Source organism: Nocardioides sp., assembly GCF_031397825.1.
Taxonomy (GTDB): domain Bacteria; phylum Actinomycetota; class Actinomycetes; order Propionibacteriales; family Nocardioidaceae; genus Nocardioides.
In genome coordinates, this window is record NZ_JANNML010000190.1 from 12,016 (window position 1) to 36,333 (window position 24,318).

Below are 24,318 nucleotides of genomic sequence, written 5' to 3' on the forward strand. Positions count from 1 at the left end.
GAGGTGGTGCACCCACGTCACTCGACCGGCAGGCCGAGACCCCGGGCGATGAGCATGCGCTGGACCTCGGAGGTCCCCTCGCCGATCTCGAGCACCTTGGCGTCGCGGTAGAAGCGGGCGACGGGGTACTCCTCCATGAAGCCGTAGCCGCCGAAGACCTGCGTGGCGATGCGCGTCGCGGTGACGGCCGACTCGGTGCTGTAGAGCTTGGCCACCGAGGCGGCCTGCTTGAAGTCCTTCATCGGTGCGCCGGAGTCCTTGAGCCAGGCGGCCCGGTAGGTCAGCAGCCGGCTCGCGTGGAGCATCGTCTCGAGGTCGGCGATCTGGAAGGCCACCCCCTGCTTGCGTCCGATCGGGCCACCGAAGGTCTGGCGCTCCCCCGCGTAGGCCAGCGCCATGTCGAGGCAGGCCTGGATGCAGCCGACCGAGAGCGCCGAGATCGCGACCCGGCCGTCGTCGAGCGTGGCGAGGAACTGCGCGTAGCCACGGCCCTCGGCGCCGAGGAGGTGGTCGGCCGGCACGCGGGCGTCCTCGAAGGAGAGCGGGTGGGTGTCGGAGGCGTGCCAGCCGAGCTTGTCGTAGGCCTTCTCGGCGGTGAAGCCGGGAGTGCCGGCGGGCAGCATGATCACCGAGATCGCGGGCTTGCCGTCCTCGCGGGTGCCGGTGCGGGCGGTGACGTTGACCAGGCTGGTGATCTCGGAGCCGGAGTTGGTGATGAACTGCTTGGAGCCGTTGACGACCCACTCACCGTCGTGCAGCTCGGCCTTGGTGCGGGTGGCACCGGCGTCGGAGCCGGCGCCGGGCTCGGTGAGACCGAAGCCCGCGAGCTTCTCCCCTGCCACGAGCTCGGGCAGCCAGCGCTGCTTCTGCTCGTCGGTGCCGTAGGTGAGGATCGGGTTGATCCCCAGTCCCACGCCTGCCTGCAGGGTGATCCCCATCGACTGGTCGACGCGGCCGATCTCCTCGATGGCAACGCACAGGCTGGTGAAGTCGCCGTCCTCGCCGGCCCCGCCGAACTCCTCCGGCGCGGTCAACCCGAAGAGACCGAGCTTGCCCATCTGCTGCACGACGTCCACCGGGAAGTGGTGGTCGCGGTCCCACTGCGCGGCGTACGGCGCGATCTCGGCCTCCGCGAACTCGCGGACGCTGCGGCGGAACTCCTCGTGCTCTCGGCTCAGGTCGAAGCTCATGACCCCATGCTAGCCGGGTGGTTAGCGTTTGTTAACCAGGTCAGTCGCAGTTGTCGCACAGCCCGGTCGCGGGCACGGCCATGAAGCAGGTCGGGCACACGGTGACCGGCCGGTCCGAGGCGGCGATCCTCGGCTTCACGACGGGCTTCGGAGGGGCTGCGACCCGCGGGGTCCGTGGGGCAGCACCCGTGCCGGCCGGTCGCGGAGCCCGTGCCCGTCTGCTGATCGGCTCGGGGACCGCGGCCGGCTCCCCGCCGCCGGCCGGAGCGGAGCCGGCCCAGCGGTAGCACTCGAGCCGGGCGGCGGACGCGTGCATCTCGCGCTTGACCGGCTCAAGGATCGGCAGCTGGTCGGCGGCGCGCAGCACGTCGTCGTAGGCCTCCCCCACCCAGCCCGTGCGGGGATCGACCACCAGCGCGGTCAGCGGCGGCTCACCGTTGCGGCGGCACAGGTGGGCGACCGGGAGCAGCACCTTGGCGAGCCAGGCCGTCTCCGGCCGGCTGGTGCGGATGCCGCTGGCCTCCTGCACCCGCTCGCCGAGGTCGGTGGTCGTGATCACGCCGTGGTAGTCGAACGCGACGGTGCCGAGCAGGTCGTAGGTCTCCTTGACCCAGGCCTCGAGGGCGATCGCCTCCGAGGTCGGGGTGCCGGACGGTTCGCGCCAGAAGCCCTGTCGTGGTGCCACCCGATGACTATAGGCACCGAGCGCCGCGTCCACGGACGGAGCCTCACGCCGATCCGCCGTCCGGTGGCGATACCCTGCGCGACGGAGATCGACTCACCCACACAGGAGCGTCACGTGTCCCACACCTCGGCCGAGATCAAGCCGCTGCAGAAGGTCCTCATCGCCAACCGGGGCGAGATCGCGGTCCGTGTCATCCGGGCCTGCAAGGACGCCGGCATCGGCAGCGTCGCGGTCTACGCCGACCCCGACCGCGACGCCCTCTTCGTGCGCATCGCCGACGAGGCGCACTCGCTGGGCGGCGCCACCCCGGCCGAGTCCTACCTCGACATCGCGAAGATCATCGCCGTCGCGCAGAAGACCGGTGCCGACTCGGTCCACCCCGGTTACGGCTTCCTCGCCGAGAACGCCGACTTCGCCCAGGCCGTCATCGACGCCGGGCTCGTCTGGATCGGCCCCCCGCCCCACGCCATCGAGGCCCTCGGCGACAAGGCCAAGGCCAAGCACATCGCCGACCGGGCCAACGCCCCGCTGGCCCCCGGCACCAAGGACCCGGTCGCCGACGCCGACGAGGTCGTCGAGTTCGCGAAGGCCAACGGGCTGCCCGTGGCGATCAAGGCCGTCTTCGGCGGTGGCGGTCGCGGCCTGAAGGTCGCACGCACGCTGGAGGAGATCCCCGACGCCTACGAGTCGGCCGTCCGCGAGGCCATCAGCGCCTTCGGGCGCGGCGAGTGCCTGGTCGAGAAGTTCCTCGACAAGCCGCGTCACGTCGAGACCCAGTGCCTCGCCGACCAGCACGGCAACGTCGTGGTGGTGTCCACGCGCGACTGCTCGCTCCAGCGTCGCAACCAGAAGCTCGTCGAGGAGGCACCCGCGCCGTTCCTCACCGACGAGCAGGTCGCCGAGCTCTACGAGTCCTCCAAGCGGATCCTGCGCGAGGCCGGCTACTACGGCGCCGGCACGTGCGAGTTCCTCGTGGCCCAGGACGGCACGATCTCCTTCCTCGAGGTCAACACCCGCCTCCAGGTGGAGCACTGCGTCTCCGAGGAGGTCACGGGCATCGACCTGGTGCGCGAGATGTTCCGCATCGCCGCAGGCGAGGAGCTCGGCTACGACGACCCCGAGATCCGCGGCCACTCCATCGAGTTCCGCATCAACGCCGAGGACGGCGGGCGCAACTTCATGCCCGCCCCCGGCACCCTGTCGGCGTGGAGCCCGCCGCAGGGCCCCGGCGTGCGCATCGACGGCGGCTACGAGAACGGCGAGACGATCCCCGGGGCGTTCGACTCGCTGATCGCCAAGCTGATCGTCACCGGCCGCGACCGCACGCAGGCGCTCGAGCGCTCGCGGCGCGCCCTGGACGAGTTCGTCGTCGACGGCATGCCCACGGTGATCCCCTTCCACCGCGCGGTCGTCTCCGACCCGGCCTACGTCGGCGCCTCGACGCCGTCCGGCGAGGGCGAGTTCACCGTCTACACGCAGTGGATCGAGACCGACTTCGACAACCAGATCACGCCCTACGGCGGCGACTCGGCCGAGGCCGACGAGCCCGTCGAGACCCAGAAGGTCGTCGTCGAGGTCGGCGGCAGGCGGCTCGAGGTCGTCCTGCCCGCCGGCCTCGGCGGGCTCTCCGCCGGTGGCGGCGGCGCCAAGAAGCCCAAGAGCGCGGCACGCAAGAAGGCCGGTGCGGCCGCCAGCGGTGACTCGGTCACGAGCCCGATGCAGGGCACGATCGTCAAGATCGCCGTGGAGGAGGGCCAGGAGGTCGCCGAGGGCGACGTCATCGTCGTCCTCGAGGCGATGAAGATGGAGCAGCCCCTCAAGGCGCACAAGACCGGCACCGTCACGGGGCTGCAGGCCGAGGTCGGCGCCACCGTGACCAACGGTGCCGTCATCTGTGAGCTCAAGGACTGACGCCACCTCGCCGCTGGAGCCGACCCACGGCTCCGGACAGGCGGTCCGTGCCGGGGTGGTGACGGCGGTCGTCGGCTTCACCTCGTCGTTCGCCGTCGTCCTGACCGGCCTGACCGCGGTCGGCGCCTCCGCCGCGGAGGCCGCGTCCGGCCTGTTCGTCCTGAGCCTGACCATGGGCCTGGGGTCCGTGCTGTTCTCGCTGCGCACCCGCACCCCGGTCACCCTGGCCTGGTCCACCCCGGGTGCCGCCCTGCTCGCAGGAGCGGTGGCACCCGACGGCGGCTACGCCACCGCGGTGGGCGCCTTCGTGGTGGCCGGGCTGCTCTACGTCCTCACCGGGTTCTTCTCGCCGCTGGCCCGACTGGTCCGGGCCATCCCCCTGGCGCTGGCCAACGCGATGCTCGCCGGGGTCCTGCTCGTGCTGTGCGTCGCGCCCTTCCGTGCCCTGGTGGACGAACCGACCGCCGTCGGGCCGGTGCTGCTCACCTGGCTGGTCCTGATGCGGGTGGCGCGACGGTGGGCGGTCCCGGGCGCCTTCGCCACCGCCGTGGTCGTCATCATCGTGACGGGCTCGCTCTCGGCCGTCGAGGCCGCCGACGTCGTCCCGCACCTGACCTGGACCACGCCGGGCTTCGACGCCGCCACCGTGCTCGCGATCGGGGTCCCGCTCTACCTCGTCACCATGACCAGCCAGAACATCCCGGGCGCCGCCGTGCTCGCCTCCTTCGGCTACGACGCCCCGTTGCGACCGGTGCTCCTCTACAGCGGCGCCGCCACGGCCGCCACGGCCGGGCTCGGCGGCTACTCGATCAACCTCGCGGCGATCTCGGCGGCGCTGGCGGCCGGGCCGACCGCCCACCCCGACCCCGACCGCCGGTGGGTGGCCGGCGTCAGCACCGGGGCGACGTACCTCGCCCTCGGGCCGCTCGCAGCCGCGGTCGCCGCGGTCGCCGTGGCCGCGCCGGCCGGGTTGGTGGCTGCCGTGGCCGGCGTCGCGCTGCTCGGCACCTTCGGCTCCGCGGCCGCCTCGGCGCTGGGCGACGAGGGACACCGCGAGGCGGCCGCCCTCACCTTCGTGGTCGCCGCCTCCGGCGTCGCCGTGGCGGGGGTCGGCGCGGCCTTCTGGTCCCTGCTCGCGGGCGGCGCCTACCTGCTCCTCATGCACCGGCGCCGACCGTCCCCGTAGCCTCGGGTCCGTGGATCAGACCCGAGCACTGCGCGAGCCCAGCCAGCGCGTCAGCACCCGTGCCCGGTTGATGTGGCAGGTGTCCAACCTCGTCGAGGGCACGCTCACCGTCGCCGTGGTCGGCGCTGGTCTCGCGGTCTGGGACGCGGTCGACCTGCACTGGTGGATGGTCGCGCTCGGGATCGTGGGCGTCGCGGTCTATGCGGGCGTGGTCCCCCAGTGGCGCTACCTGGTGCATCGCTGGGAGGTCTCGGAGACGGCCGTCTACACCCAGACCGGATGGTGGGCCCGCGAGCGGCGCATCGCCCCGATGTCGCGCATCCAGACCGTCGACTACGCCGAGACCGCGATCGCCCGGCTCTTCGGGCTCGCCACGGTCACGGTCACCACCGCCTCCGCCGCGGGCGCCCTGCAGATCGCGGGTCTCGACCAGGAGCGGGCGCGCCGGCTCGTCGACGAGCTGACGCTCAAGGCCGATGCCGTCGAGGGCGACGCCACGTGAGCGACCCCGCCTTCCCGGGCGAACCGCAGCCTCCGTCACCCCACGAGGCGGTGCCCGTCGAGGAGGAGTGGCAGCGCCTGGACCCGCGGATGCTGCTGGTCCACCCGGTCCGCGAGGTCATCCGCTTCCTGCCTCCCCTGCTCGGGCTGTTCATCGCCGGGGCGGCCTCGGGCGGGGGCGGCGCATGGCAGCTCCTCGGCGTCCTCGTGCCGGTGGTGCTCGGGCTGCTGCGCTACCTCACCACCAGCTTCCGCATCGTGGGAGGACGCGTCGAGCTCCGCCGGGGCCTGCTCAACCGGCACGTGCTCTCCGCCCCCCTCGACCGGGTCCGCACGGTTGACCTGACCGCCTCGCTCATCCACCGCGCGCTCGGTCTCACGACGCTGCGGATCGGCACCGGAACCAGCACGGCCACCGAGGGCGACGAGCTCGACCTCGACGGCCTGCCCGTGGATCGCGCCCGGGCGCTGCGCAGCGACCTGCTGCGCGCCGCCGGCCCCACGACCTACGACGACACGTCGGTGCCGGCCACGGTGGACGCCGACACCCCCGTCGTCAGCCTGGACCTCGGGTGGGTGCGCCTGGCGCCGCTGACCAGCAGCGGGCTGGTGGTCGCGGCCGGCCTGCTCGGCGCCGGCAGCCAGGTCGCCGGCAGCCTCGACCTCTACGACGACGTCGATCCCGGCTCGTGGTCGCTGGGCGTGCCGGGGTGGGCGGTCGTCGCGGCTGCGGCCCTCGGGTTCGGCCTGGTCGTCAGCGCCATCTCGGTGGCGGGCTACCTGGTGACCAACTGGGACTTCCGGCTCACCCGCTCCCGGGGCGCGTGGCACCTGAGCCGCGGCCTGCTCACGACCCGCGAGACGAGCATCGACGAGGTGCGCGTCGCCGGCGTCAGCATCGCCGAGCCGATCGGGCTGCGCCTCGCAGGAGGGGCCCGGCTGTCGGCGATCGTCACCGGCCTCAGCGCCGACGCAGCGGGCAGCTCGGTGCTCGTGCCACCCGCGCCGCGCGACGTCGTGTCCCGGGTCGCCGGCGTCGTCCTCGGCACCACCACGGCCGTGGCAGCGCCGCTGGTGCCCCACGGGCCGGCCGCCCGGCGCCGCCGCTTCTCCCGCGGGGTCGGACCGGTCGTCGCACTGGTCGGCCTGGTGGCCCTCACGGTGGTGCTGGCCGACGCACGCTGGTGGGTGCTGGTCCCCGCGGTCGCCCTGCTGCCGCTGGCCGTCCTCGTGTCGGCCGACCGCGCGGCCGCCCTGGGGCACACGCTCGTCGACGGCTACGTCGTGTCCCGCTCCGGCAGCCTGGCCCGGCGTCGTGACCACCTCGCGGTCGACGACGTCATCGGGTGGAGCTTCCGCGCCACGTGGTTCCAGCGACGGGTGGGCCTCACCTCGCTCGTGGCGACCACGGCGGGAGGGCGGCAGTCGGTGACCGTCCAGGACGTCCCGGAGCCGCTCGCCGTGAGCCTGGCCGGCGAGGCGCTCCCCCACGTCGTACGCCAGTTCCTGGGCGATGCCCTAGCCGCGGATGACGCTCCGGTCGACCAGCGCACGGGTGAGCCGGTCGACGTCGCTCGCGGTGGCCCCGGCCCGGTCGGGTGGCGCGGTGAAGACGATGGTGACGACGGCCGCGTCGTCGGTGGTGACGAAGGATCCCGCTGAGCCCACGACGTCGTCGGCGGTCTCGACAGGTCCGCTGCAGCCGTCCTGCGACGGCTCCGGCCCGATGGCCGTGCAGGCCGCGACCAGGGCCGTGGTCGACCGCTCCCCGACGGACCGGCCCTCCTCCCCCGCGACGGCAAGGACCGTGAGCGTCAACCGCACGTCACCGGTCGCACTGGTCGCCGCGCAGGAGGTGAGCCGGTCACGGTCGCCCCGGACCGACTCCTGGGGCGCGACGACCAGGGACCAGCCGGCCGCGACCTCCTCCAGGGCGTCCACGCAGAAGGTGGGTGACACGGTCACGGCGGCCGCGGGGGCGGGAGACTCGAAGGTGAGGGAGGCACCGATCACCGCTGCCGCTCCCAGGGCGGCGCCGACCAGGCCCAGCAGCAGACCGCGCATCACCACACCACCTCGGCCGCGGCGACGAGCCCGGCGAGCCCCTCGTGGAGCGGCGCGAGGTCGGGCAGGTCGAGCTGGAGCACCCGAATCTCGACCAGGCTGTGGGCGTCCGTCAGGAGGACCACCTCGGAGATCCCCTTGCCGTCGACCGGGGTGCGGGCACAGGTGTCCGCGGCGCTCCCGAGCCAGGCCGGGGCACGCTCCACGTCGGAGGTGTCGTCGGCCAGGAGGCCGCAGGCGATCTCGAAGGCCTGACGCGCCGCGACCGGCAGGTCGGCGGCACTCCCGCCGGACAGCAGTGGTCGCCGCGAGACCAGGATGTCGCGCGACCCGAGTGCCACCTCGCACTCGTTGCGCCCGGTGAGGCCGGGCTGCGCGAGTATGCCGAGCGTCTGCATCGCCTCGGGTGGGACGGCGAGCGCGCACTGGCGCGCGGACATGTCCTCGGAGAGCACCGCCGTGCCGGTGGTCGTGTCGGCGCGCTGCTCGACCAGGGCCATGGCCACCCCGGACGCCGCTGCCCCCAGCACGACGCCCACCGTCGCCACGGCGAACAGGTTCACCTGGTCAGCGTCCCACACCGGCAGGGGTCCGCGCGGCCGAACGCGTGGGGCACAATGGCCTCCGTGCGCGCGCAGGTCATCGTCCTGGCCGGCCCGTCGGGAGCCGGCAAGTCGCGCCTCGCCGAACGCCTCGGGCTCCCCGTGCTGCGCCTCGACGACTTCTACAAGAACGGCAGCGACGCGACGCTCCCCCGGATCACCTCGGGAGCCAACGCCGGCATCGTCGACTGGGACCACCCCGACTCCTGGTTGCAGGACGACGCCCTCGCGGCCCTCGAGTCGCTGTGCACGTCCGGACGCGCCGAGGTGCCGGTCTACGACATCGCGCACGACGGCCGGTGCGGCTCCCAGGTCCTCGACCTGGGCAGCGACCGGCTCTTCGTCGCCGAGGGCATCTTCGCCCAGGAGGTGGTCCCGCGCAGCCGCGTCGAGGGCTGGCTCGCGGAGGCCTACTGCGTGCGCCAGCACCCGCTGGTGACCTTCTGGCGTCGTCTCGACCGCGACCTGCGCGAGCACCGCAAGCCTCCCCTCGTGCTCCTACGACGAGGGCTCGCCCTCCTGCGCGACCAGCGGCGCGTCGTGTCCCACGCGGTCGAGCTGGGCTGTCGTCCCGTGTCGCCCCATGACGCCTGGGACGCCCTCCAGCAGGTGCTCGACCGGTCCCGCCGATGAGCGAGGCCTCCCCGGGACCCGCCGAGGTGCTGCGCGGAGGCCTGCGGCAGCCCGACCGGCGCTCGTGCGGCGCGAGCGTGCTGGTCGCGGCGCGGATGCTGGCCGAGCCGGCCTACGCGGTTTCGTTCGCCGCCGCCCCCTCCGCCACGTTCGCCCGCGAGGTCCTGGTCCTGCATCGCCGGGTCACGGGGACGCACGACGTCGCGGGCCGGCTCCAGCTGCCGTGGCCGCGGACGATCGGCACACCCCCGTGGGCGGTCTCGCGCCACCTCACGACCATGTCCGGCGTCCCCCACGCGACGCGCCCGACCCGGCTCGGACCGCGCGACGAGGTCGAGCAGGTGCGCGTCGCGGTCGGCGGTGGCCACCCGGTCGCGCTCTACGTCGGCGACCGGTGGCTGCCGCGTCACGTCGTGCTGGTCGTGGGGGCGTCCGCCACCGCGTGGCAGGTCTACGAGCCCGCGTCGGGCCGGGTGCTCGACGTCGCCACCGACGCAGTCCGCACCCACGACCTCGCCCTGGCCGGCTGGGACGTGCCGTGGTTCGTCGTACGCCCCCGCGTGGTCAGGCCTCCAGCGCCGCGTAGCCCGGCTTGATCACGGTGTCGATGATCGCCAGTCGTTCGTCGAAGGGCAGGAAGGCCGACTTCATCGCGTTGATGGTGAACCAGCGCAGGTCACCCAGCGTGTAGCCGAACGCCTCGACCAGCGCGTGCATCTCCGACGTCATCGAGGTGTCGCTCATCAGCCGGTTGTCGGTGTTGACCGTGACCCGGAAGCGCAGGTCGGTCAGCAGCCCGATGGGGTGCTCGGCGATCGAGGCGGCCGCCCCGGTCTGGATGTTGGAGGCCGGGCACATCTCGAGCGGGATCCGCATGTCACGCACGTAGGCCGCGAGCCGACCGAGCCTGACCGTGCCGTCGTCGGCGACGGTGATGTCGTCGACGATCCGCACGCCGTGGCCGAGGCGGTCCGCCCCGCACCACTGGATGGCCTGCCAGATCGAGGGCAGGCCGAAGGCCTCACCGGCGTGGATGGTGAAGTGCGCGTTCTCGCGCTGGAGGTACTCGAAGGCGTCGAGGTGCCGGGTCGGGGGATAGCCCGCCTCCGCCCCCGCGATGTCGAAGCCCGCGACGCCCTTGTCGCGCCAGGCGACGGCGAGCTCGGCGATCTCCATGGAGCGCGCCTGGTGCCGCATCGCGGTCAGCAGCTGTCGTACGACGATCCGGCCCCCGGCCGCAGCGGTGGCCGCGTCGAAGCCCTCCTGCACCGCAGCGACGACCTCGTGGAGGGTCAGCCCGCCCTCGACGTGCTGCTCGGGTGCGTAGCGGACCTCGGCGTAGACCACGCCGTCGGCGACGAGGTCCTCCACGCACTCGCGGGCCACGCGGGTGAGCGCCGGTCCGGTCTGCATGACCGCCACGGTGTGGTCGAAGGTCTCGAGGTAGCGCACCAGCGAGCCCGAGTCGGCCGACTCGACGAACCAGCGACCCAGCGACTCGGCGTCGGGCGCCGGCAGCTCGTGGCCGACCTCGGCCGCGAGCTCGACGATGGTGGCCGGACGCAGCCCCCCGTCGAGGTGGTCGTGCAGCAACACCTTGGGAGCCTGTCGGACCTGGTCTCGGGACGGGGATGTAGGTTCCGCAGGGGTGACGGTCATGTCGTCATCCAACCACCACCCAGATCACCGGACCCGACCCCCCGGACCCGGACCCAGGACCAGCCGCAGGAGGCCCCGATGCGTGAGTTCACCACCTTCGACGAGATCAGCGCCGCAGTCGGCGAGGAGCTCGGCAGCAGCGAGTGGCTGACCATCGACCAGGAGCGGGTCGACACCTTCGCCGACGCGACGGGCGATCACCAGTGGATCCACGTCGACGTCGAGCGCTCGAAGGACGGTCCCTTCGGCGGCACCATCGCCCACGGCTACCTCACGCTCTCGCTGCTGCCCTTCCTCGGCAGCACCGTCTTCTCGATGAACACCCCCGGCGCCAAGCTCAACTACGGCGTCAACAAGGTCCGCTTCCCGAGCCCGGTCCTGGTCGGCCAGCGGGTCCGCGTCACGGTCACGTTGGGCGAGGTCACCGACGTGCCCGCCGGCAAGCAGGTCACCCTCAAGCACGTCATCGAGATCGACGGCGGCTCCAAGCCGGCCTGCGTCGCCGAGACCGTGGTGCTGCTGCTCGAGGGCTGAGCGGCGTCGCGGAGATCACGCCCGGGAGGCCGTCCAGCGCCTCGATCCGTGCGGTGCCCCCTGGAACAATGGGAGGCATGGCGACCCCCGAACGACGTAGCGAATCCACCACCCCGGCCGTCCCGCAGGCACACCACCCGGTGCAGCCGCCGCTGCCTCCCCTGGAGCAGACCCGCGACATCGGCTGGCTGATCACCATCCTGGGTGCGACCGGCGCCCTGCTGGGCTCCTGGACCCTCTTCTCCCCCGACGGCACCGACGGCATGTGGGCCGGCTACTGGGTCTCCACCTTCGCCACCGCGGCGCTCCTCGGCACCGCCTGGCTGCGCACCAGCCTGCCGACGGCACCCGGCGTGGCGATCACCGCCGGCTCCGGCCTGGTGCTGGCGCTGGTCGGCGCCGTGCGTGACTACCCGACCAGCATCACGGTGGTGATGGTCGCCGGCGGCGCCGTGATCACGCTCGGCGCCGTGCTCCAGTCGATCCGCCGCAGCTGACCCACCCCCTGCGCCCGACTCTGTACCGCCGAGTCGGCGCGTTGTTGCACCGCGTACGCCGAGTCGGCGCGATGTTGCATCGCGTGCGCCGAGTCGGCGCGATGTTGCACCGCGCACGCCGAGTCGGCGCGATGTTGCACCGGCCGGGGCTGGACGAGCGGTGCCGGGTCGTGTGCCGGAGGCTGCGCCATGGCGCGGTCTCGGACCCACCACTCGGCACGAGGCGGACCGGCAACCGCAGGCCCGCAGGGTCGTGTGCCTCGCACCGCGCCGGAGCGCGGCCCGCGGCACACGACTGCCCACCCGCCCCGGCTGACCACCGATCCAGCGCCGGTCCAACAGGCACGACCCGCGCGCGAGTCAGCGGAGCAGGAGTGGGACCTCAGGAGACGCGGTCGATGACCAGCGCCTGCGGCTCGTACGACGACGCGTCGGCGCCGATGTCGTAGCCACCGTCGAGCGACGCGAGGGCGCGGTCGAACCGCTCCGGCTCGTCGGTCAGCAGGGTGAAGAGCGGAGCACCCTCGGTGACCCGGTCACCCGGGCGCGCGTGCCAGACGACACCCGCCCCGGCCTGCACCGGGTCCTCCTTGCGCGCCCGGCCGGCGCCGAGGCGCCAGGCGGCCAGGCCCACGGCCATGGCATCGAGCCGGGTCAGCACCCCTGACGAGGGCGCCGTCACCACGTGGGACTCACGCGCTGTCGGCAGGCTCGCGTCGGGGTCCCCGCCCTGGGCGCGGACCATCGCCTTCCAGGAGTCCATGGCCGAGCCGTCGGCCAGTCTCTCGGCCGGGTCGACGTCGGAGCGACCGGCCCCGGCGAGCATCTCGCGGGCCAGCGCCAGCGTCAGCTCGACCACGTCGGCGGGTCCGCCACCGGCGAGCACCTCGACGGACGCGGCGACCTCGATGCCATTGCCGGCCGTCAGGCCCAGCGGGGTGCTCATGTCGGAGAGCAGCGCGACCGTGTGGACCCCGGCGTCGGTGCCCAGGCCGACCATGACCTCGGCGAGCTCGCGGGCCTTGACGAGGTCCTTCATAAAAGCACCGGTCCCGACCTTGACGTCGAGCACCAGCGATCCGGTGCCCTCCGCGATCTTCTTGCTCATGATCGAGGAGGCGATCAGCGGGATGGCCTCGACGGTGCCGGTGACGTCACGCAGGGCGTAGAGCTTCTTGTCAGCAGGCGCCAGGCCGTCCCCTGCAGCACAGATCACCGCACCGACCGACTCGAGCTGGGCGAACATCTCCTCGTTGGACAGCGCCGCGCGCCAGCCGGGGATGGCCTCGAGCTTGTCGAGGGTGCCGCCGGTGTGGCCGAGCCCCCGGCCGGAGAGCTGCGGCACGGCGACGCCGCAGGCCGCCACGAGCGGCGCGAGCGGCAACGTGATCTTGTCGCCGACTCCGCCGGTGGAGTGCTTGTCGGCAGTGGGGCGCGAGAGCGTGGAGAAGTCCATCCGCTCCCCCGACGCGATCATCGCGGCGGTCCACCGGGCGATCTCGCGACGCTCCATCCCGTTGAGCAGGATCGCCATCGCCAAGGACGACATCTGCTCGTCCGCGACCTCGCCGCGGGTGTAGGCGTCGATCACCCAGTCGATCTGGCTGTCCGAGAGGGACCCACCCTCACGCTTGGCGATGATGACCTCGACGGCGTCGTGCTGAGACATGCCCTGACCCTAAGGCTCCGCGCCCACGGGCCACGCGCGGGGACCCGTCAGCCGACGCGCACCGGCACCGAGCGGTGCCCGCGCAGCACGAAGGTGCCACGGCTCTCGGGCTCGCCCGCGAGCTCCAGCCCGGGAAACCGCTCCCACAGCGCCGCCACTGACTCGGCCAGCTCCATCCGCGCGAGCGGCGCCCCCAGGCAGAAGTGCACGCCGACGCCGAAGGCCAGGTGCGGGTTGACCTCGCGCGCCACGTCGAAGTCGTCGGGCCGCTCGAAGACCGCCGGGTCACGGTTGGCCGCGCCGAGCAGGGCAGCGATCCGCTGCCCCTCCTCCACCACCACGCCGGCCACCTCGACCGGCTCCGTGGCGGTGCGCTCGAAGAGCTGCAGGGCGGAGTCGAAACGCAGCATCTCCTCCACGCACGCCGCTACGTCGGTCCCCGGCCGGAGGCCGCGGCGCAGCATCGCGACCAGGCCGTTGCCGAAGACGTTGACCGAGGCCTCGTGGCCGGCATTGAGCAGCAGCACCACGGCTGCCACCACCTCGTCCTCGGTGAGCTCGGTCGCGACCAGGTCGGAGATCAGGTCGTCGGCCGGCGCACGGCGTCGGTCGGTCGCGAGCTCGCGCACCAACCCGGAGAAGTCGGTCGCGGCGCTGACAGCGGCCTCGACGACCGCCGAGGACGGGGACGACTCATACATGTGGACGATCGCCTGGGACCAGTCGCGCAGGTCGGGGGCGTGCGAGCGCGGCACCCCCAGGAGGTCGGCGATCACCAGCACCGGCAGGGGCTCGGCGTAGTCGGCGATGACGTCGAAGCCGGCCGGGTCGACCTCGGCCAGCAGGTCCGAGGCCAGCTCACGCACCCGCGGGCGCAGCCGTTCGATGTGGCCGCGACCGAAGGCACGCGCCACCGGTCGGCGCAGCCGCGTGTGCTCGGGCGGCTCGTTCTCCATCATCTGGTTGCGGTGCAGGAGGTTGAAGGGCTCCAGCTGATCCCGGGGCTGCTTGTCCTGCCAGAGCCGGCCCAGGCGACGGTCCCGCTGGACGGTGCTGACCGCGGCGTGCGAAAAGGTCAGGAAGCGACCCGTCGGCTCGTGCCACGCCACCGCGTGCTGCTCACGCTCCCGGGCGAAGTGGGGATAGGGGTCGGCGACGACGGCGGGCGCGGTCAGGTCAAGCGAGGTTGTCGGGACCGAACGCATCCGGCAGCACCTCGTCCATCCGCTTCACTCCCGACACCGTCAGCAGCAGCAGCTCGGGGCCGCCGTTCTCGAAGAGCAGCTGGCGACAGCGGCCGCACGGCATCAGCACCGCGCCCTGCCCGTCCACGCAGGCGAAGTGCGTCAGCCGACCACCACCGGTGATGTGCAGCTGGCTCACCAGGCCGCACTCGGCGCACAGCGCCACGCCGTAGGCGGCGTTCTCCACGTTGCAGCCCGTCACCAGGCGGCCGTCGTCGACCAGGGCCGCCGCGCCCACCGGGTAGTGCGAGTAGGGCGCGTAGGCGCGCCCCATCGCGGTGACCGCCTCGGCCTGGAGCGCGGCCCAGTCGAAGTCGTCGTGCGTCGTCGTCACCATCGTGGCGGCCGGGCGCTAGCCCGCACTCCCCTTGCGATAGATCTGACCATCGGCTGCCGGCATCCGTAGTCGTTGCGAGGCGAACGCGAGCACCAGGAGCGTGATCACGTAGGGCGTCATGCGCGTGAAGTCGCCCGGCACCTCGTCGATGGAGAGGTAGAGGGCGCCGAGCAGGGCACCGAGCCCCACCACGACGGCACCCGCGACGGCCTCGCCCTTGCGGACCTGCCACACCCCGAAGGCCAGCGCCAGCACCGCGATCGCGAGCAGCAGCGCGTGGACCGACGTGCCGCCCTGGCGCAGCCCGAGCGTCTCGGTGTAGCCGAAGAGCGCCGAGCCGCCGAGCAGCCCGCCCGGTCGCCAGTTGCCGAAGATCATGGCGGCGAGGCCGATGTAGCCACGCCCACCGGTCTGCCCGTCGCGGTAGTTGCTCGACGCGACCATGGCGAGGAAGCCACCGGCGAGACCGGCGAGACCACCGGAGATCAGGACGGCGGCGAACTTGTAGCGCAGCACCTTGACGCCCAGGGACTCCGCAGCCGCGGGGCTCTCGCCGACCGAGCGCAGCCGCAGGCCGAACGACGTGCGCCACAGGACGTAGTAGGTCACGACCAGCAGCAGCAGCGAGATCAGCACGAGCGAGGACAGGTTGGTCACGAGCGCACGCAGCACGGAGGCCAGGTCGGAGACCAGGAACGTGCCTTGGTCCTCGATGTCCTTCAACCCGTCGCTCAACGGCCCGATCGTGAGCGTCGGGACGTCGGGGATCTTGGGCGACTGGGTCTGGCCGCCGCCGGGCAGCCCGACGAAGGTCAGCGACGCGAGGTACTGGACGGCACCGAGCGCGATGATGTTGATGGCGACGCCCGAGATGATGTGGTCGACGCCGAAGATGACGGTGGCGATCGCGTGGATCAGGCCCCCGAGCATGCCCATCAGGATCGCGCCGACGACGGCGGCCCAGGCGCCGTAGTGGTAGCCGAAGTAGCCGGCGCCCCACGTGCCCAGGATCATCATCCCCTCGAGCCCGATGTTGACCACACCCGCACGCTCGGACCAGAGCCCCCCGAGCCCGGCGAGCATGATCGGCATCGTGGCGATCAGGGTCGCGGCGATCGTGCCCGACGACGTCAGGTCGTCGGCACCCGTGACGACGCGCAGGACCGAGAGCAGGAACAGCGCGACGGCCAGGCCGATCAGGACCCACCCCACGCTGAGCTTGCGACGCGGCTTCTTCGGCGCCGCCTTCGCGTCGGGGACGATCACGCCCACCTTGTCGCTCATGCCGACACTCCCTTGGTCGTCGAGTCGGTCGGGCTGGCCGGGCCGGCCGGGTCGTGCTTCTCCAGCGCCGCGGCGACGTGGCGCTGCTCGAGGCGTACGCCGTAGCGCCGGACGACCTCATAGCTGATGACCACGGTCAGCACGATCACGCCCTGGGTGATCGCCACGATGTCGGGCGAGACGCCGATGATGATCTGGAGCGGGTTGGACTGCTCGTCGAGGAACGCGAAGAGCAGCGCGCCGACCGCGATCCCGATCGGGTGGTTGCGACCGAGCAGCGCGATCGCGATGCCGGCGAAGCCCAAGCCGGACTGGAAGGTCGAGCCGTAGGCGTAGGCGTCGCCGAAGAGGATCGGCAGGCCCACGAGGCCGGCGATCGCCCCGGAGATCAGCAGCGCGCCGATCGTCATGCGGGTGACGTTGATGCCGCTCGCGACGGCCGCCGTCGTGGACTGGCCGGTGGCGCGCAGGTCGAAGCCGAAGCGCGTCTTGTTGAGGACGAACCAGAAGAGGAAGCCGAAGAACGCCGCGATCACCAGGAAGCCGTAGAGGGAGATCGCGGGGTTGTCGCTGAAGGGGATCGACGGGATCCGGCTGCCCTCGGGGATCTGCTTGGTGCCGATCTCGTTGCTGCCGGCCTCGCGGACCGCGACCTTGCGCAGCAGGTAGGCCACCAGGCCGGTCGCGATGAAGTTGAGCATGATCGTCGAGATGACCTCGCTGACACCGCGAGTGGCGCGCAGGACGCCGGCGATGCCGGCCCAGGCGGCACCGACGGCCATCGCACAGACGATCGCCAGGGCGGTGTTGAGGTAGCCCGGGAGCCACGCCTCCCCCGCCACCACGGCAGCCGTGAAGGCGGCGACGCGGTACTGCCCGTCGACGCCGATGTTGAAGAGGTTCATCCTGAACCCGACCGCGACCGCGAGCCCCGAGAGGTAGAGCACCGTGGCGTTGTTGATGATGTTGGCCATGTTGCGCTCTGCCGGGACCTGCAGGATCGTGCTCCACACGCCGCCGACGGGGTCGCCCGCGATGATCAGCACCAGGCTGGTGATGGCGAACGCCGCCACGAGGGCCAGCAGGGGTGCCGCGAGGCCGAGGACCAGCCTCGTCACACGGGGGCTCATGCGGTCTCTCCGCTCGTCGGGGTGTCGGTCGTCGGGGTGGCGGTCTCGTCGCGGGCACCGGTCATCGCCGAGCCGAGCTGCTGCGGGGTGACGTGCGAGGGGTCGAAGGAGCCCACGAGACGACCACGCAGGATCACCTCGATCCGGTCGGAGAGACCGATCAGCTCGTCGAGGTCGGCGGAGATCAGCAGCACCGCGAGGCCCTCGCGACGCGCCTTCTTGATGTGGGCCCAGATGGCGCCCTGCGCGCCGACGTCGACGCCCCGGGTCGGGTGCGCCGCGACCAGCAGGATGGGAGCGCCGGCCATCTCGCGGCCCACGATCAGCTTCTGCTGGTTGCCGCCGGACAGCGCCCGGGCCAGGGTGTCGACGCCGGGCGTGCGGACGTCGTACTCGTCGATGATGCGTTGCGTGTCGGCGCGGGCGGCGCCCTTGTCGATCAGGCCCCTGCTCGCGCTGGGCTCCCGGGTCTGGTGCCCCAGGACCCGGTTCTCCCAGAGAGGGGCGTCGAGCAGCAGACCGTGGCGGTGACGATCCTCGGGGATGTAGCCGATGCCGCCCTCGCGTCGACCACGCGTCGAGGTCGTCGACAGGTCGCGGCCGTTGAGGACCACGTCCCCCGTGGCGCCCTTGCGCATGCCCATGATCGACTCCACGAGCTCGGCCTGGCCGTTGCCCTCGACGCCGGCGATGCCCAGCACCTCGCCCTTGTGGATGTCGAAGCTGATGTCGTCCAGCAGCGGGCGGCCCTCGTCGCTGGGCAACGAGAGGTGCGCGACGTGCAGCAGCACCTTGTCGGTGACCGTGGAGGCCTCGGTGCTGGGCGAGGGCAGCTCGGAGCCCACCATCAGCTCGGCGAGCTGCCGAGCGGTGACGCCGACGGGGTCGACGGTGCGGACGGTCGTGCCGCGACGGATCACGGTGACCTCGTCGGCGACCGAGAGCACCTCGTCGAGCTTGTGGGAGATGAAGATGACCGCGAGGCCCTCGGCCTTGAGGCCGCGCAGGTTGTCGAAGAGCTCGTCGACCTCCTGCGGCACCAGGACGGCGGTCGGCTCGTCGAGGATGATCACGCGGGCGCCGCGGTAGAGCACCTTGAGGATCTCGACGCGCTGGCGCGCACCGACCCCGAGGGACTCGACGAGGTGGTCGGGCTCGATGCCCAGTCCGTAGGCGTCGGAGATCCGCGTGATCTCCGCCCTGGCGTCGCCGCCGATGCCGTGCAGCTTCTCGGCGCCGAGCACGACGTTCTCGAGGACCGTGAGGTTGTCGGCCAGCATGAAGTGCTGGAAGACCATGCCGACGCCGTGCTTGATCGCGTCGGCCGGCGAAGCCAGGGAGACCTGCTCACCGCCGAGCTCGATGGTGCCCGAGTCGGGCGCCTGCACGCCGTAGAGGATCTTCATCAACGTCGACTTGCCGGCACCGTTCTCGCCGACGATCGCGTGGATGGTGCCGCGCCGCACGTCGATGTTGACGTCGTCGTTGGCGATGACGCCGGGGAAGCGCTTGCCGATGCCTCGCAGGCGTACGGCGAGGGGGGCCTCGCCTGCCGGCGGCGCTGCCGGAGCTTGGGCTGGGGTGGACACGCGGGAGGACCTCCTCGAGATGAAACTGCGCCAGAGGCTACCGGGGTGCCTCGGGACCTGAAATGACGAGGGGGCCGCAGGAGCACCGTGGCGCTTCCTGCGGCCCCGTCGAGGTGTTACCTCAAGCGACTGGAGCCGATCACGGAGTGGTCGGGACCTCGATCTCGCCGTCGATGATCTGCTGCTTGTAGCCGTCCAGGTCGCTGACGATGTCATCGATCTGGCCACCGCTGGTGGAGTAGCCCACGCCGTCGACCGCGAGGTCGTAGCGGGTCACGCCGGTGGGGGTGGAGCCGTCGACGACGCCCTTGAGGTACTCGTAGACCGCGACGTTCACGTTCTTGAGCATCGAGGTCATGATGACGCCCTGGAGCGACGGGTCGGCGGTGTTGTACTGGTCGGAGTCGACACCGATGGCGAGCGCGCCGGCCTCGGAGGCCGCCTCGAAGACGCCACCACCGGAGCCACCGGCAGCGTGGTAGACGATGTCGGCACCGTTGTCGTACATGCCCTGCGCGGCCGTCTTGCCCTTGGCCGGGTCACCGAAGCCGGAGAAGTCCGGGATCTGGGTCAGGTAGGTCGACTGGACCTCGATGTCGGGGTTGACGGCCTGGGCGCCCGCGATGTAGCCGGCCTCGAACTTCTGGATCAGCGGCGTCTCGACGCCGCCGATGAAGCCGACGTTGCCCGACTCGCTCTTGAGAGCGGCTGCGGCACCGACGAGGAAGGAGCCCTGCTCCTCGGCGAAGACCAGGCTGGCGACGTTGGGGACGTCGACGAGGCTCTCGTCGTCGATGATGGCGAAGTCGACCTCGGGGTATTCGGCGGCGACCTTGCCGACGGACGCTGCGTAGGCGAAGCCCACCGCGATGATCGGGTTGTAGCCGGCGTCGGCGAAGGTGCGCAGGCGCTCCTCGCGAGCGGTCTCGGCCTCGCCGTCCTCGGCCTCGGACTCCTGGGAGTCGACACCGAACTCCTCGACCGCCTGGTCGAGACCGGCGGCCGCCGAGTCGGTGAAGGACTGGTCGCCGCGGCCACCGACGTCGTAGGCCATGCCGACCTTGACGTCGGAGGTGGGGGCGTCCCCGCCCGAGGGGGTGTCGCTGGCCTCGGTGTCGTCGCCGCCGCAGGCAGCGAGCGAGAGGATTCCGGCCGTGAGCAGGGCCGCGAGCTTCGTAGTGCGTCGCAAGACGCCTCCTTGGATCTAAGGGGATCCCCGCAGAAGTTCGGGGGATGAATCAGATCAGCACCCTAGGCCCTCCGGTGGCTGCGGTGCGGCCTGTGACGAAGTTGTTACCTACCCGCGATACCGAGGGCCGCCACGGCCGCTCCGGCGAGGATCCGGGCCCCGATCCCGACGGCCCGTTCGTCCACCCGGAGGTTGCCCTGGTGCAGCTCGTAGGTCGGTCCGCCACGCGCCCGCGTGCCGAGGCGGAACATCGCTCCCGGGACCGTGTCGAGATACCAGCCGAAGTCCTCGCCGCCGAGGCTCTGCAGCACGCCGACCTGGGCCTCCGGCCCGAGTCCGTCGCGCACGGCCGCGGCGAGCACTGCGATCGCACCGGCGTCGTTGACCACCGGAGGGACGCCGCGTTGGTAGTCGACCGTGGCCGTCACGCCGTAGGGATGGACCAGGTCGTGCACGGCGTCACGCACGATCTGCTCGCACTCGTGCCAGGCGACGGCGTCGAGGATGCGCACGGTGCCCGCGGCCAGGCCCCGGTCGGGAATGACGTTGGCGGCCGAGCCGGCCTGGATGATCCCCCACACGACGCTGACCCCGGCCCGCGGGTCCATGCGACGGCTGAGCACCGCGGGCAGCTCGGTGGTGACCTTGGCCAGCGCGAAGGTGAGGTCGCCGGTCAGGTGCGGACGGGAGGTGTGCCCGCCCGTGCCCGAGAGGCGCACCTCGATCCGGTCGGCGGCGCTGGTCAGCGAGCCGGTTCGCAGGCCGATGCTCCCGACGTCGATCGCAGGGTCGCAGTGCAGCGCGAAGATCTGCTCGACGTCGTCGAGCACGCCCTGGGCGATGAGGTGCAGCGCACCGCCGGGCATCACCTCCTCGGCCGGCTGGAGCAGCAGCCGCACCCGACCGTCGAGAGGGTGCTGCTCGACCACCTGGGACAACGCCTGGGCAGCACCCACCAGGGCCGCGACGTGCACGTCGTGCCCACAGGCGTGGGCTAGCCCGGCCACCTCGCTCGCCCACGGCTCCCCCGACACGTCCTGCACGGGCAACGCGTCCATGTCGGCGCGCAGGGCGACCACGCGCGCACCGGACCCGATCTCCGCCACCAGCCCCGTCCCGGGGGTGCGCGTCACCCGCCAGCCGGCTGCCTCGAGCAGGTCGGCGACGACCTCGGTCGTGCGGTGCTCCGACCACGAGAGCTCCGGATGCAGGTGCAGGTCGCGACGCAGCCCGACCAGCTCGGCGTCGTGCTTGTCGACGACGGAGGCGATGGTCTGGGCGGTGGTCTCGGTCATCAGCCGCTAGGTTAGTTCACCGGGGAGCGGCTGCGGGTCGCGGCTCGGAGGACGCTCAGCCGTCCTGGTCGTAGGCCGCCAGGATGCGGTCGGCCGCCACGGTCGCCGGCAGGTCGCCCGCCAGCACCTGAGCACGCACGTCGTCACGGATCTCGCGCACGCCGGGCGAGTGCCGCAGTCGCTGCTCGAGCTCGTCGCGCACCAGCGCCCAGGTGAAGTCGAGCTGCTGCTCGGCCCGCTTGGTGATCAGCCCCTCGACCCCGAGGTGCGCGCGGTGCGCGAGCACCCGCTCCCACAGGTCGTCGACACCGACGTCGGTGAGCCCCGAGCAGGTCACGACAGGCGGCGCCCACTCCCCCTTGCCGCGCACCAGTCGCAGCGGGCCCGCGTGCTCGCGGGCGGCCCCGCGGGCCTCCTGCTCGCGGTCGCCGTCGGCCTTGTTGACCGCCACCACGTCGGCGATCTCGAGGATGCCCTTCTTGATGCCCTGGAGCTGGTCGCCGGTGCGCGCCAGGGTCAGGAAGAGGAACGTGTCGACCATGCCGGCCACGGTGACCTCCGACTGCCCGACGCCGACCGTCTCCACCAGCACCACGTCGTACGACGCCGCCTCGAGGACCGCCATCGCCTGCACGGTCGCCCGGGCGACACCGCCGAGCGTGCCGGCCGACGGCGACGGCCGGATGAAGGCCTGCGGGTCCGCGGCGAGCCGGGCCATCCGGGTCTTGTCACCGAGCACCGAGCCACCCGTGCGCACCGAGCTCGGGTCGACGGCGAGCACCCCGACGCGGTGCCCGTCGGCGGTGAGCCGCGAGCCGAGCGCCTCGATGAACGTGGACTTGCCGACGCCGGGGACGCCGGAGATCCCGACCCGCACCGCCGGCACCCGCTCCCCGGTGTCGAGGCTCGCGAGCTCGGTCAGCAGCGTGCGCGCCTCCAGCCGGTGCTCGCGCTTGGACGACTCGACCAGCGTGATCGCCTGCGAGACGGCGGCCCGCCGGCCCTCGCGGATGCCCGCGACGAGCCGCGCGACCTTGTCCTCGGTCGACTCCCTGACCATCGGCTAGTGGTCCAGCTGCTCCCGCAGCCGGGCCAGCAGGTCGAGGGCCGACTCCGCGATGACCGTGCCGGGCAGGAACACCGCGACCGCGCCCATCTCCTGGAGCACGGGCACGTCGTCGGGCGGGATGACACCACCGATGGTGATCATGATGTCGGGCCGCCCCTGCTCGGCCAGCGCGTTCTTCAGCGCCGGGAGCAGGGCGAGGTGACCGGCGGCCAGTGACGAGACCCCGACGACGTGCACGTCGGCGTCGATGGCCTGCTGAGCGACCTCCTCGGGGGTGGAGAACAGCGGGCCCACGTCGACGTCGAAGCCCATGTCGGCGAAGGCCGACACGACGACCTTCTGGCCGCGGTCGTGCCCGTCCTGGCCCATCTTGGCGACCAGGATGCGCGGTCGGCGCCCTTCGGCCTCCTCGAACTCCGCGGTCGCGTCGAGCACCTGCTTCACCAGCGTCCCCGCCGCGCTGCCGGCCTCGTCCCTGAACACGCCGCTGATCGTACGGATGACCGCCTGGTGACGGCCGTAGACCTTCTCCAGCGCGTCGGAGATCTCACCGACCGTGGCCTTGGCCCGCGCTGCGTCGACGGCGAGCGCGAGCAGGTTGCCGTCGAGCGAGCCCTTCTCCGCACCGCGGTCGGCCGAGTTGGTCAGGGCCTCCAGCGACCGGCGTACGTCGTCGTCGTCGCGCTCGGCGCGCAGGCGCTCGAGCTTGGCGACCTGCTGGCGGTAGACGTCGTCGTTGTCGACGCGGAGCACGTCGAGCTTGTCCTCCGCAGCGAGGCGGTAGGTGTTGACGCCGATGACCTTCTGGGTGCCGGAGTCGATGCGCGCCTGGGTGCGGGCGGCCGCCTCCTCGATGCGCATCTTCGGGATGCCCTGCTCGATCGCCTTGGCCATGCCGCCGGCGGCCTCGGCCTCCTGGATGTGCGCCCATGCGCGCTCGGCGAGGTCGTGGGTGAGGCGCTCGACGTAGTAGCTGCCGGCCCACGGATCGATCGTGCCCGTGGTGCCGCTCTCCTGCTGGAGCAGCAGCTGGGTGTTGCGGGCGATGCGGGCCGAGAAGTCGGTCGGCAGCGCGATCGCCTCGTCGAGGGCGTTGGTGTGCAGCGACTGGGTGTGGCCCTGGGTCGCGGCCATGGCCTCGATGCAGGTGCGGCCCACGTTGTTGAAGACGTCCTGGGCCGTGAGCGACCACCCGGAGGTCTGGCTGTGGGTGCGCAGGCTGAGCGACTTGGGGTTCTGCGGCTCGAAGTCGCGCACCAGCCGGGCCCACAGTGCGCGGGCGGCGCGCATCTTGGCGATCTCCATGTAGAAGTTCATGCCGATGGCCCAGAAGAAGGACAGCCGCGGGGCGAACTGGTCGATCGTCATGCCGGTCTCGAGGCCGGCGCGGATGTATTCGACACCGTCGGCCAGCGTGTAGGCCAGCTCCAGGTCGGCGGTGGCCCCGGCCTCCTGGATGTGGTAGCCGGAGATCGAGATCGAGTTGAAGCGCGGCATCTTCGCGGCGGTATAGCTGAAGATGTCGGAGATGATCCGCATCGACGGCGTCGGCGGGTAGATGTAGGTGTTGCGGACCATGAACTCCTTGAGGATGTCGTTCTGGATGGTCCCGCCGAGCTGTTCCGGCTTCACCCCCTGCTCCTCCGCCGCCGCGATGTAGAGCGCGAGCACCGGCAGCACGGCGCCGTTCATCGTCATCGACACAGACATCTCGTCGAGCGGGATGCCCTCGAACAGCACCCGGGTGTCGTAGATCGAGTCGATCGCGACGCCGGCCATGCCGACGTCACCGCGCACCCGCGGGTGGTCGGAGTCGTAGCCGCGGTGCGTGGCCAGGTCGAAGGCGACGCTCAGACCCTTCTGCCCGGCCGCGAGGTTGCGCCGGTAGAACGCGTTGGACTCCTCTGCGGTCGAGAACCCGGCGTACTGACGGATGGTCCACGGCTGCGTGGTGTACATCGTCGGGTAGGGCCCGCGCAGGAAGGGGCTCAGGCCGGGCAGGGTGTCGAGGGCGTCGAGGCCCGCGAGGTGCTCGGGACCGTAGACCGGC

The 24,318-nt window shown here is 72.0% G+C and carries 22 protein-coding genes; 8 read left to right on the forward strand and 14 right to left on the reverse strand.

All coding sequences use genetic code 11. The features are described from left to right. Window positions 1-17: 17 nt before the first annotated feature. On the reverse strand, window positions 18-1,190 hold the full coding sequence (locus RMN98_RS16225; protein WP_309649853.1) for an acyl-CoA dehydrogenase family protein: 1,173 nt from the start codon (window positions 1,188-1,190) through the stop codon (window positions 18-20). A gap of 40 nt (window positions 1,191-1,230) precedes the next feature. After that, window positions 1,231-1,875, reverse strand: a complete 645-nt coding sequence (locus RMN98_RS16230) for a hypothetical protein (RefSeq protein ID WP_309649854.1) — start codon at window positions 1,873-1,875, stop codon at window positions 1,231-1,233. A gap of 144 nt (window positions 1,876-2,019) precedes the next feature. On the opposite strand from RMN98_RS16230, the gene RMN98_RS16235 reads away from it, so the two are divergent. Genes RMN98_RS16235 through RMN98_RS16250 form a run of 4 tightly spaced genes read left to right on the forward strand, consistent with a single transcriptional unit; the run spans window position 2,020 to window position 7,135 of the window. Further along, the gene (locus RMN98_RS16235) at window positions 2,020-3,786 is read left to right on the forward strand and encodes an acetyl/propionyl/methylcrotonyl-CoA carboxylase subunit alpha (RefSeq protein WP_397209861.1); all 1,767 of its coding nucleotides are present in this window, start codon (window positions 2,020-2,022) and stop codon (window positions 3,784-3,786) included. Next, window positions 3,770-4,972: a benzoate/H(+) symporter BenE family transporter gene (locus RMN98_RS16240; RefSeq protein WP_309649856.1), complete on the forward strand. Its 1,203-nt coding sequence runs from the start codon at window positions 3,770-3,772 to the stop codon at window positions 4,970-4,972. Before RMN98_RS16235 ends, RMN98_RS16240 begins: the two co-directional genes overlap by 17 nt. Window positions 4,973-4,982: 10 nt before the next feature. Next, on the forward strand, window positions 4,983-5,474 hold the full coding sequence (locus tag RMN98_RS16245) for a PH domain-containing protein (RefSeq protein WP_309649857.1): 492 nt from the start codon (window positions 4,983-4,985) through the stop codon (window positions 5,472-5,474). Then, the gene (locus RMN98_RS16250) at window positions 5,471-7,135 is read left to right on the forward strand and encodes a PH domain-containing protein (protein ID WP_309649858.1); all 1,665 of its coding nucleotides are present in this window, start codon (window positions 5,471-5,473) and stop codon (window positions 7,133-7,135) included. The genes RMN98_RS16245 and RMN98_RS16250 overlap by 4 nt, the downstream gene beginning before the upstream one ends. Before the next feature lie 401 nt (window positions 7,136-7,536). Here the strand turns inward: RMN98_RS16250 and RMN98_RS16255 are convergent, their stop codons facing one another. Beyond that, the gene (locus tag RMN98_RS16255; protein WP_309649859.1) at window positions 7,537-8,100 is read right to left on the reverse strand and encodes a hypothetical protein; all 564 of its coding nucleotides are present in this window, start codon (window positions 8,098-8,100) and stop codon (window positions 7,537-7,539) included. Window positions 8,101-8,163: 63 nt separating this feature from the next. On the opposite strand from RMN98_RS16255, the gene RMN98_RS16260 reads away from it, so the two are divergent. Next, window positions 8,164-8,772 carry an ATP-binding protein gene (locus RMN98_RS16260; protein WP_309649860.1) on the forward strand — a complete coding sequence of 203 codons (609 nt, stop codon included), beginning with the start codon at window positions 8,164-8,166 and terminating at the stop codon, window positions 8,770-8,772. Next, window positions 8,769-9,368: a hypothetical protein gene (locus RMN98_RS16265; protein WP_309649861.1), complete on the forward strand. Its 600-nt coding sequence runs from the start codon at window positions 8,769-8,771 to the stop codon at window positions 9,366-9,368. The genes RMN98_RS16260 and RMN98_RS16265 overlap by 4 nt, the downstream gene beginning before the upstream one ends. Here RMN98_RS16265 and RMN98_RS16270 read toward each other — a convergent pair. Then, the gene (locus RMN98_RS16270; protein ID WP_309649862.1) at window positions 9,337-10,431 is read right to left on the reverse strand and encodes an adenosine deaminase; all 1,095 of its coding nucleotides are present in this window, start codon (window positions 10,429-10,431) and stop codon (window positions 9,337-9,339) included. The two genes, RMN98_RS16265 and RMN98_RS16270, sit on opposite strands and share 32 nt — an antisense overlap. Window positions 10,432-10,509: 78 nt before the next feature. Between RMN98_RS16270 and RMN98_RS16275 the strand changes: the two genes are divergently transcribed. Beyond that, window positions 10,510-10,965, forward strand: coding sequence for a MaoC family dehydratase (locus tag RMN98_RS16275; RefSeq protein ID WP_309649863.1), 456 nt, complete (start codon window positions 10,510-10,512; stop codon window positions 10,963-10,965). A gap of 77 nt (window positions 10,966-11,042) precedes the next feature. After that, the gene (locus RMN98_RS16280) at window positions 11,043-11,462 is read left to right on the forward strand and encodes a hypothetical protein (protein WP_309649864.1); all 420 of its coding nucleotides are present in this window, start codon (window positions 11,043-11,045) and stop codon (window positions 11,460-11,462) included. Between the two features lie 382 nt (window positions 11,463-11,844). Here the strand turns inward: RMN98_RS16280 and RMN98_RS16285 are convergent, their stop codons facing one another. The 10 genes from RMN98_RS16285 to scpA all read right to left on the reverse strand — a co-directional run. Beyond that, window positions 11,845-13,131 carry a thymidine phosphorylase gene (locus tag RMN98_RS16285; RefSeq protein ID WP_309649865.1) on the reverse strand — a complete coding sequence of 429 codons (1,287 nt, stop codon included), beginning with the start codon at window positions 13,129-13,131 and terminating at the stop codon, window positions 11,845-11,847. A gap of 47 nt (window positions 13,132-13,178) precedes the next feature. After that, window positions 13,179-14,336, reverse strand: coding sequence for a cytochrome P450 (locus tag RMN98_RS16290; protein ID WP_309649866.1), 1,158 nt, complete (start codon window positions 14,334-14,336; stop codon window positions 13,179-13,181). Beyond that, complete coding sequence (locus tag RMN98_RS16295) at window positions 14,308-14,712, reverse strand: cytidine deaminase (RefSeq protein ID WP_309649867.1); 405 nt, start codon at window positions 14,710-14,712, stop codon at window positions 14,308-14,310. Before RMN98_RS16295 ends, RMN98_RS16290 begins: the two co-directional genes overlap by 29 nt. Before the next feature lie 15 nt (window positions 14,713-14,727). After that, window positions 14,728-15,996 (reverse strand): ABC transporter permease, encoded by a 1,269-nt coding sequence (locus RMN98_RS16300; RefSeq protein ID WP_309649868.1) that lies wholly within the window; start codon window positions 15,994-15,996, stop codon window positions 14,728-14,730. After that, complete coding sequence (locus tag RMN98_RS16305; RefSeq protein ID WP_309649869.1) at window positions 15,993-17,126, reverse strand: ABC transporter permease; 1,134 nt, start codon at window positions 17,124-17,126, stop codon at window positions 15,993-15,995. The genes RMN98_RS16300 and RMN98_RS16305 overlap by 4 nt, the downstream gene beginning before the upstream one ends. Further along, complete coding sequence (locus RMN98_RS16310) at window positions 17,123-18,715, reverse strand: ABC transporter ATP-binding protein (protein ID WP_309649870.1); 1,593 nt, start codon at window positions 18,713-18,715, stop codon at window positions 17,123-17,125. Before RMN98_RS16310 ends, RMN98_RS16305 begins: the two co-directional genes overlap by 4 nt. Before the next feature lie 139 nt (window positions 18,716-18,854). Continuing rightward, window positions 18,855-19,904 carry a BMP family ABC transporter substrate-binding protein gene (locus RMN98_RS16315; protein ID WP_309649871.1) on the reverse strand — a complete coding sequence of 350 codons (1,050 nt, stop codon included), beginning with the start codon at window positions 19,902-19,904 and terminating at the stop codon, window positions 18,855-18,857. Between the two features lie 104 nt (window positions 19,905-20,008). Further along, window positions 20,009-21,199 carry an amidohydrolase gene (locus tag RMN98_RS16320; RefSeq protein ID WP_309649872.1) on the reverse strand — a complete coding sequence of 397 codons (1,191 nt, stop codon included), beginning with the start codon at window positions 21,197-21,199 and terminating at the stop codon, window positions 20,009-20,011. A gap of 55 nt (window positions 21,200-21,254) precedes the next feature. After that, a complete protein-coding gene (meaB, locus tag RMN98_RS16325) occupies window positions 21,255-22,259 on the reverse strand; it encodes a methylmalonyl Co-A mutase-associated GTPase MeaB (protein ID WP_309649873.1) in 1,005 nt (334 codons plus the stop codon). A 3-nt stretch (window positions 22,260-22,262) separates the two neighbouring features. Next, a partial coding sequence (gene scpA, locus RMN98_RS16330) for a methylmalonyl-CoA mutase (protein ID WP_309649874.1) occupies window positions 22,263-24,318 on the reverse strand: 2,056 nt, incomplete at its 5' end.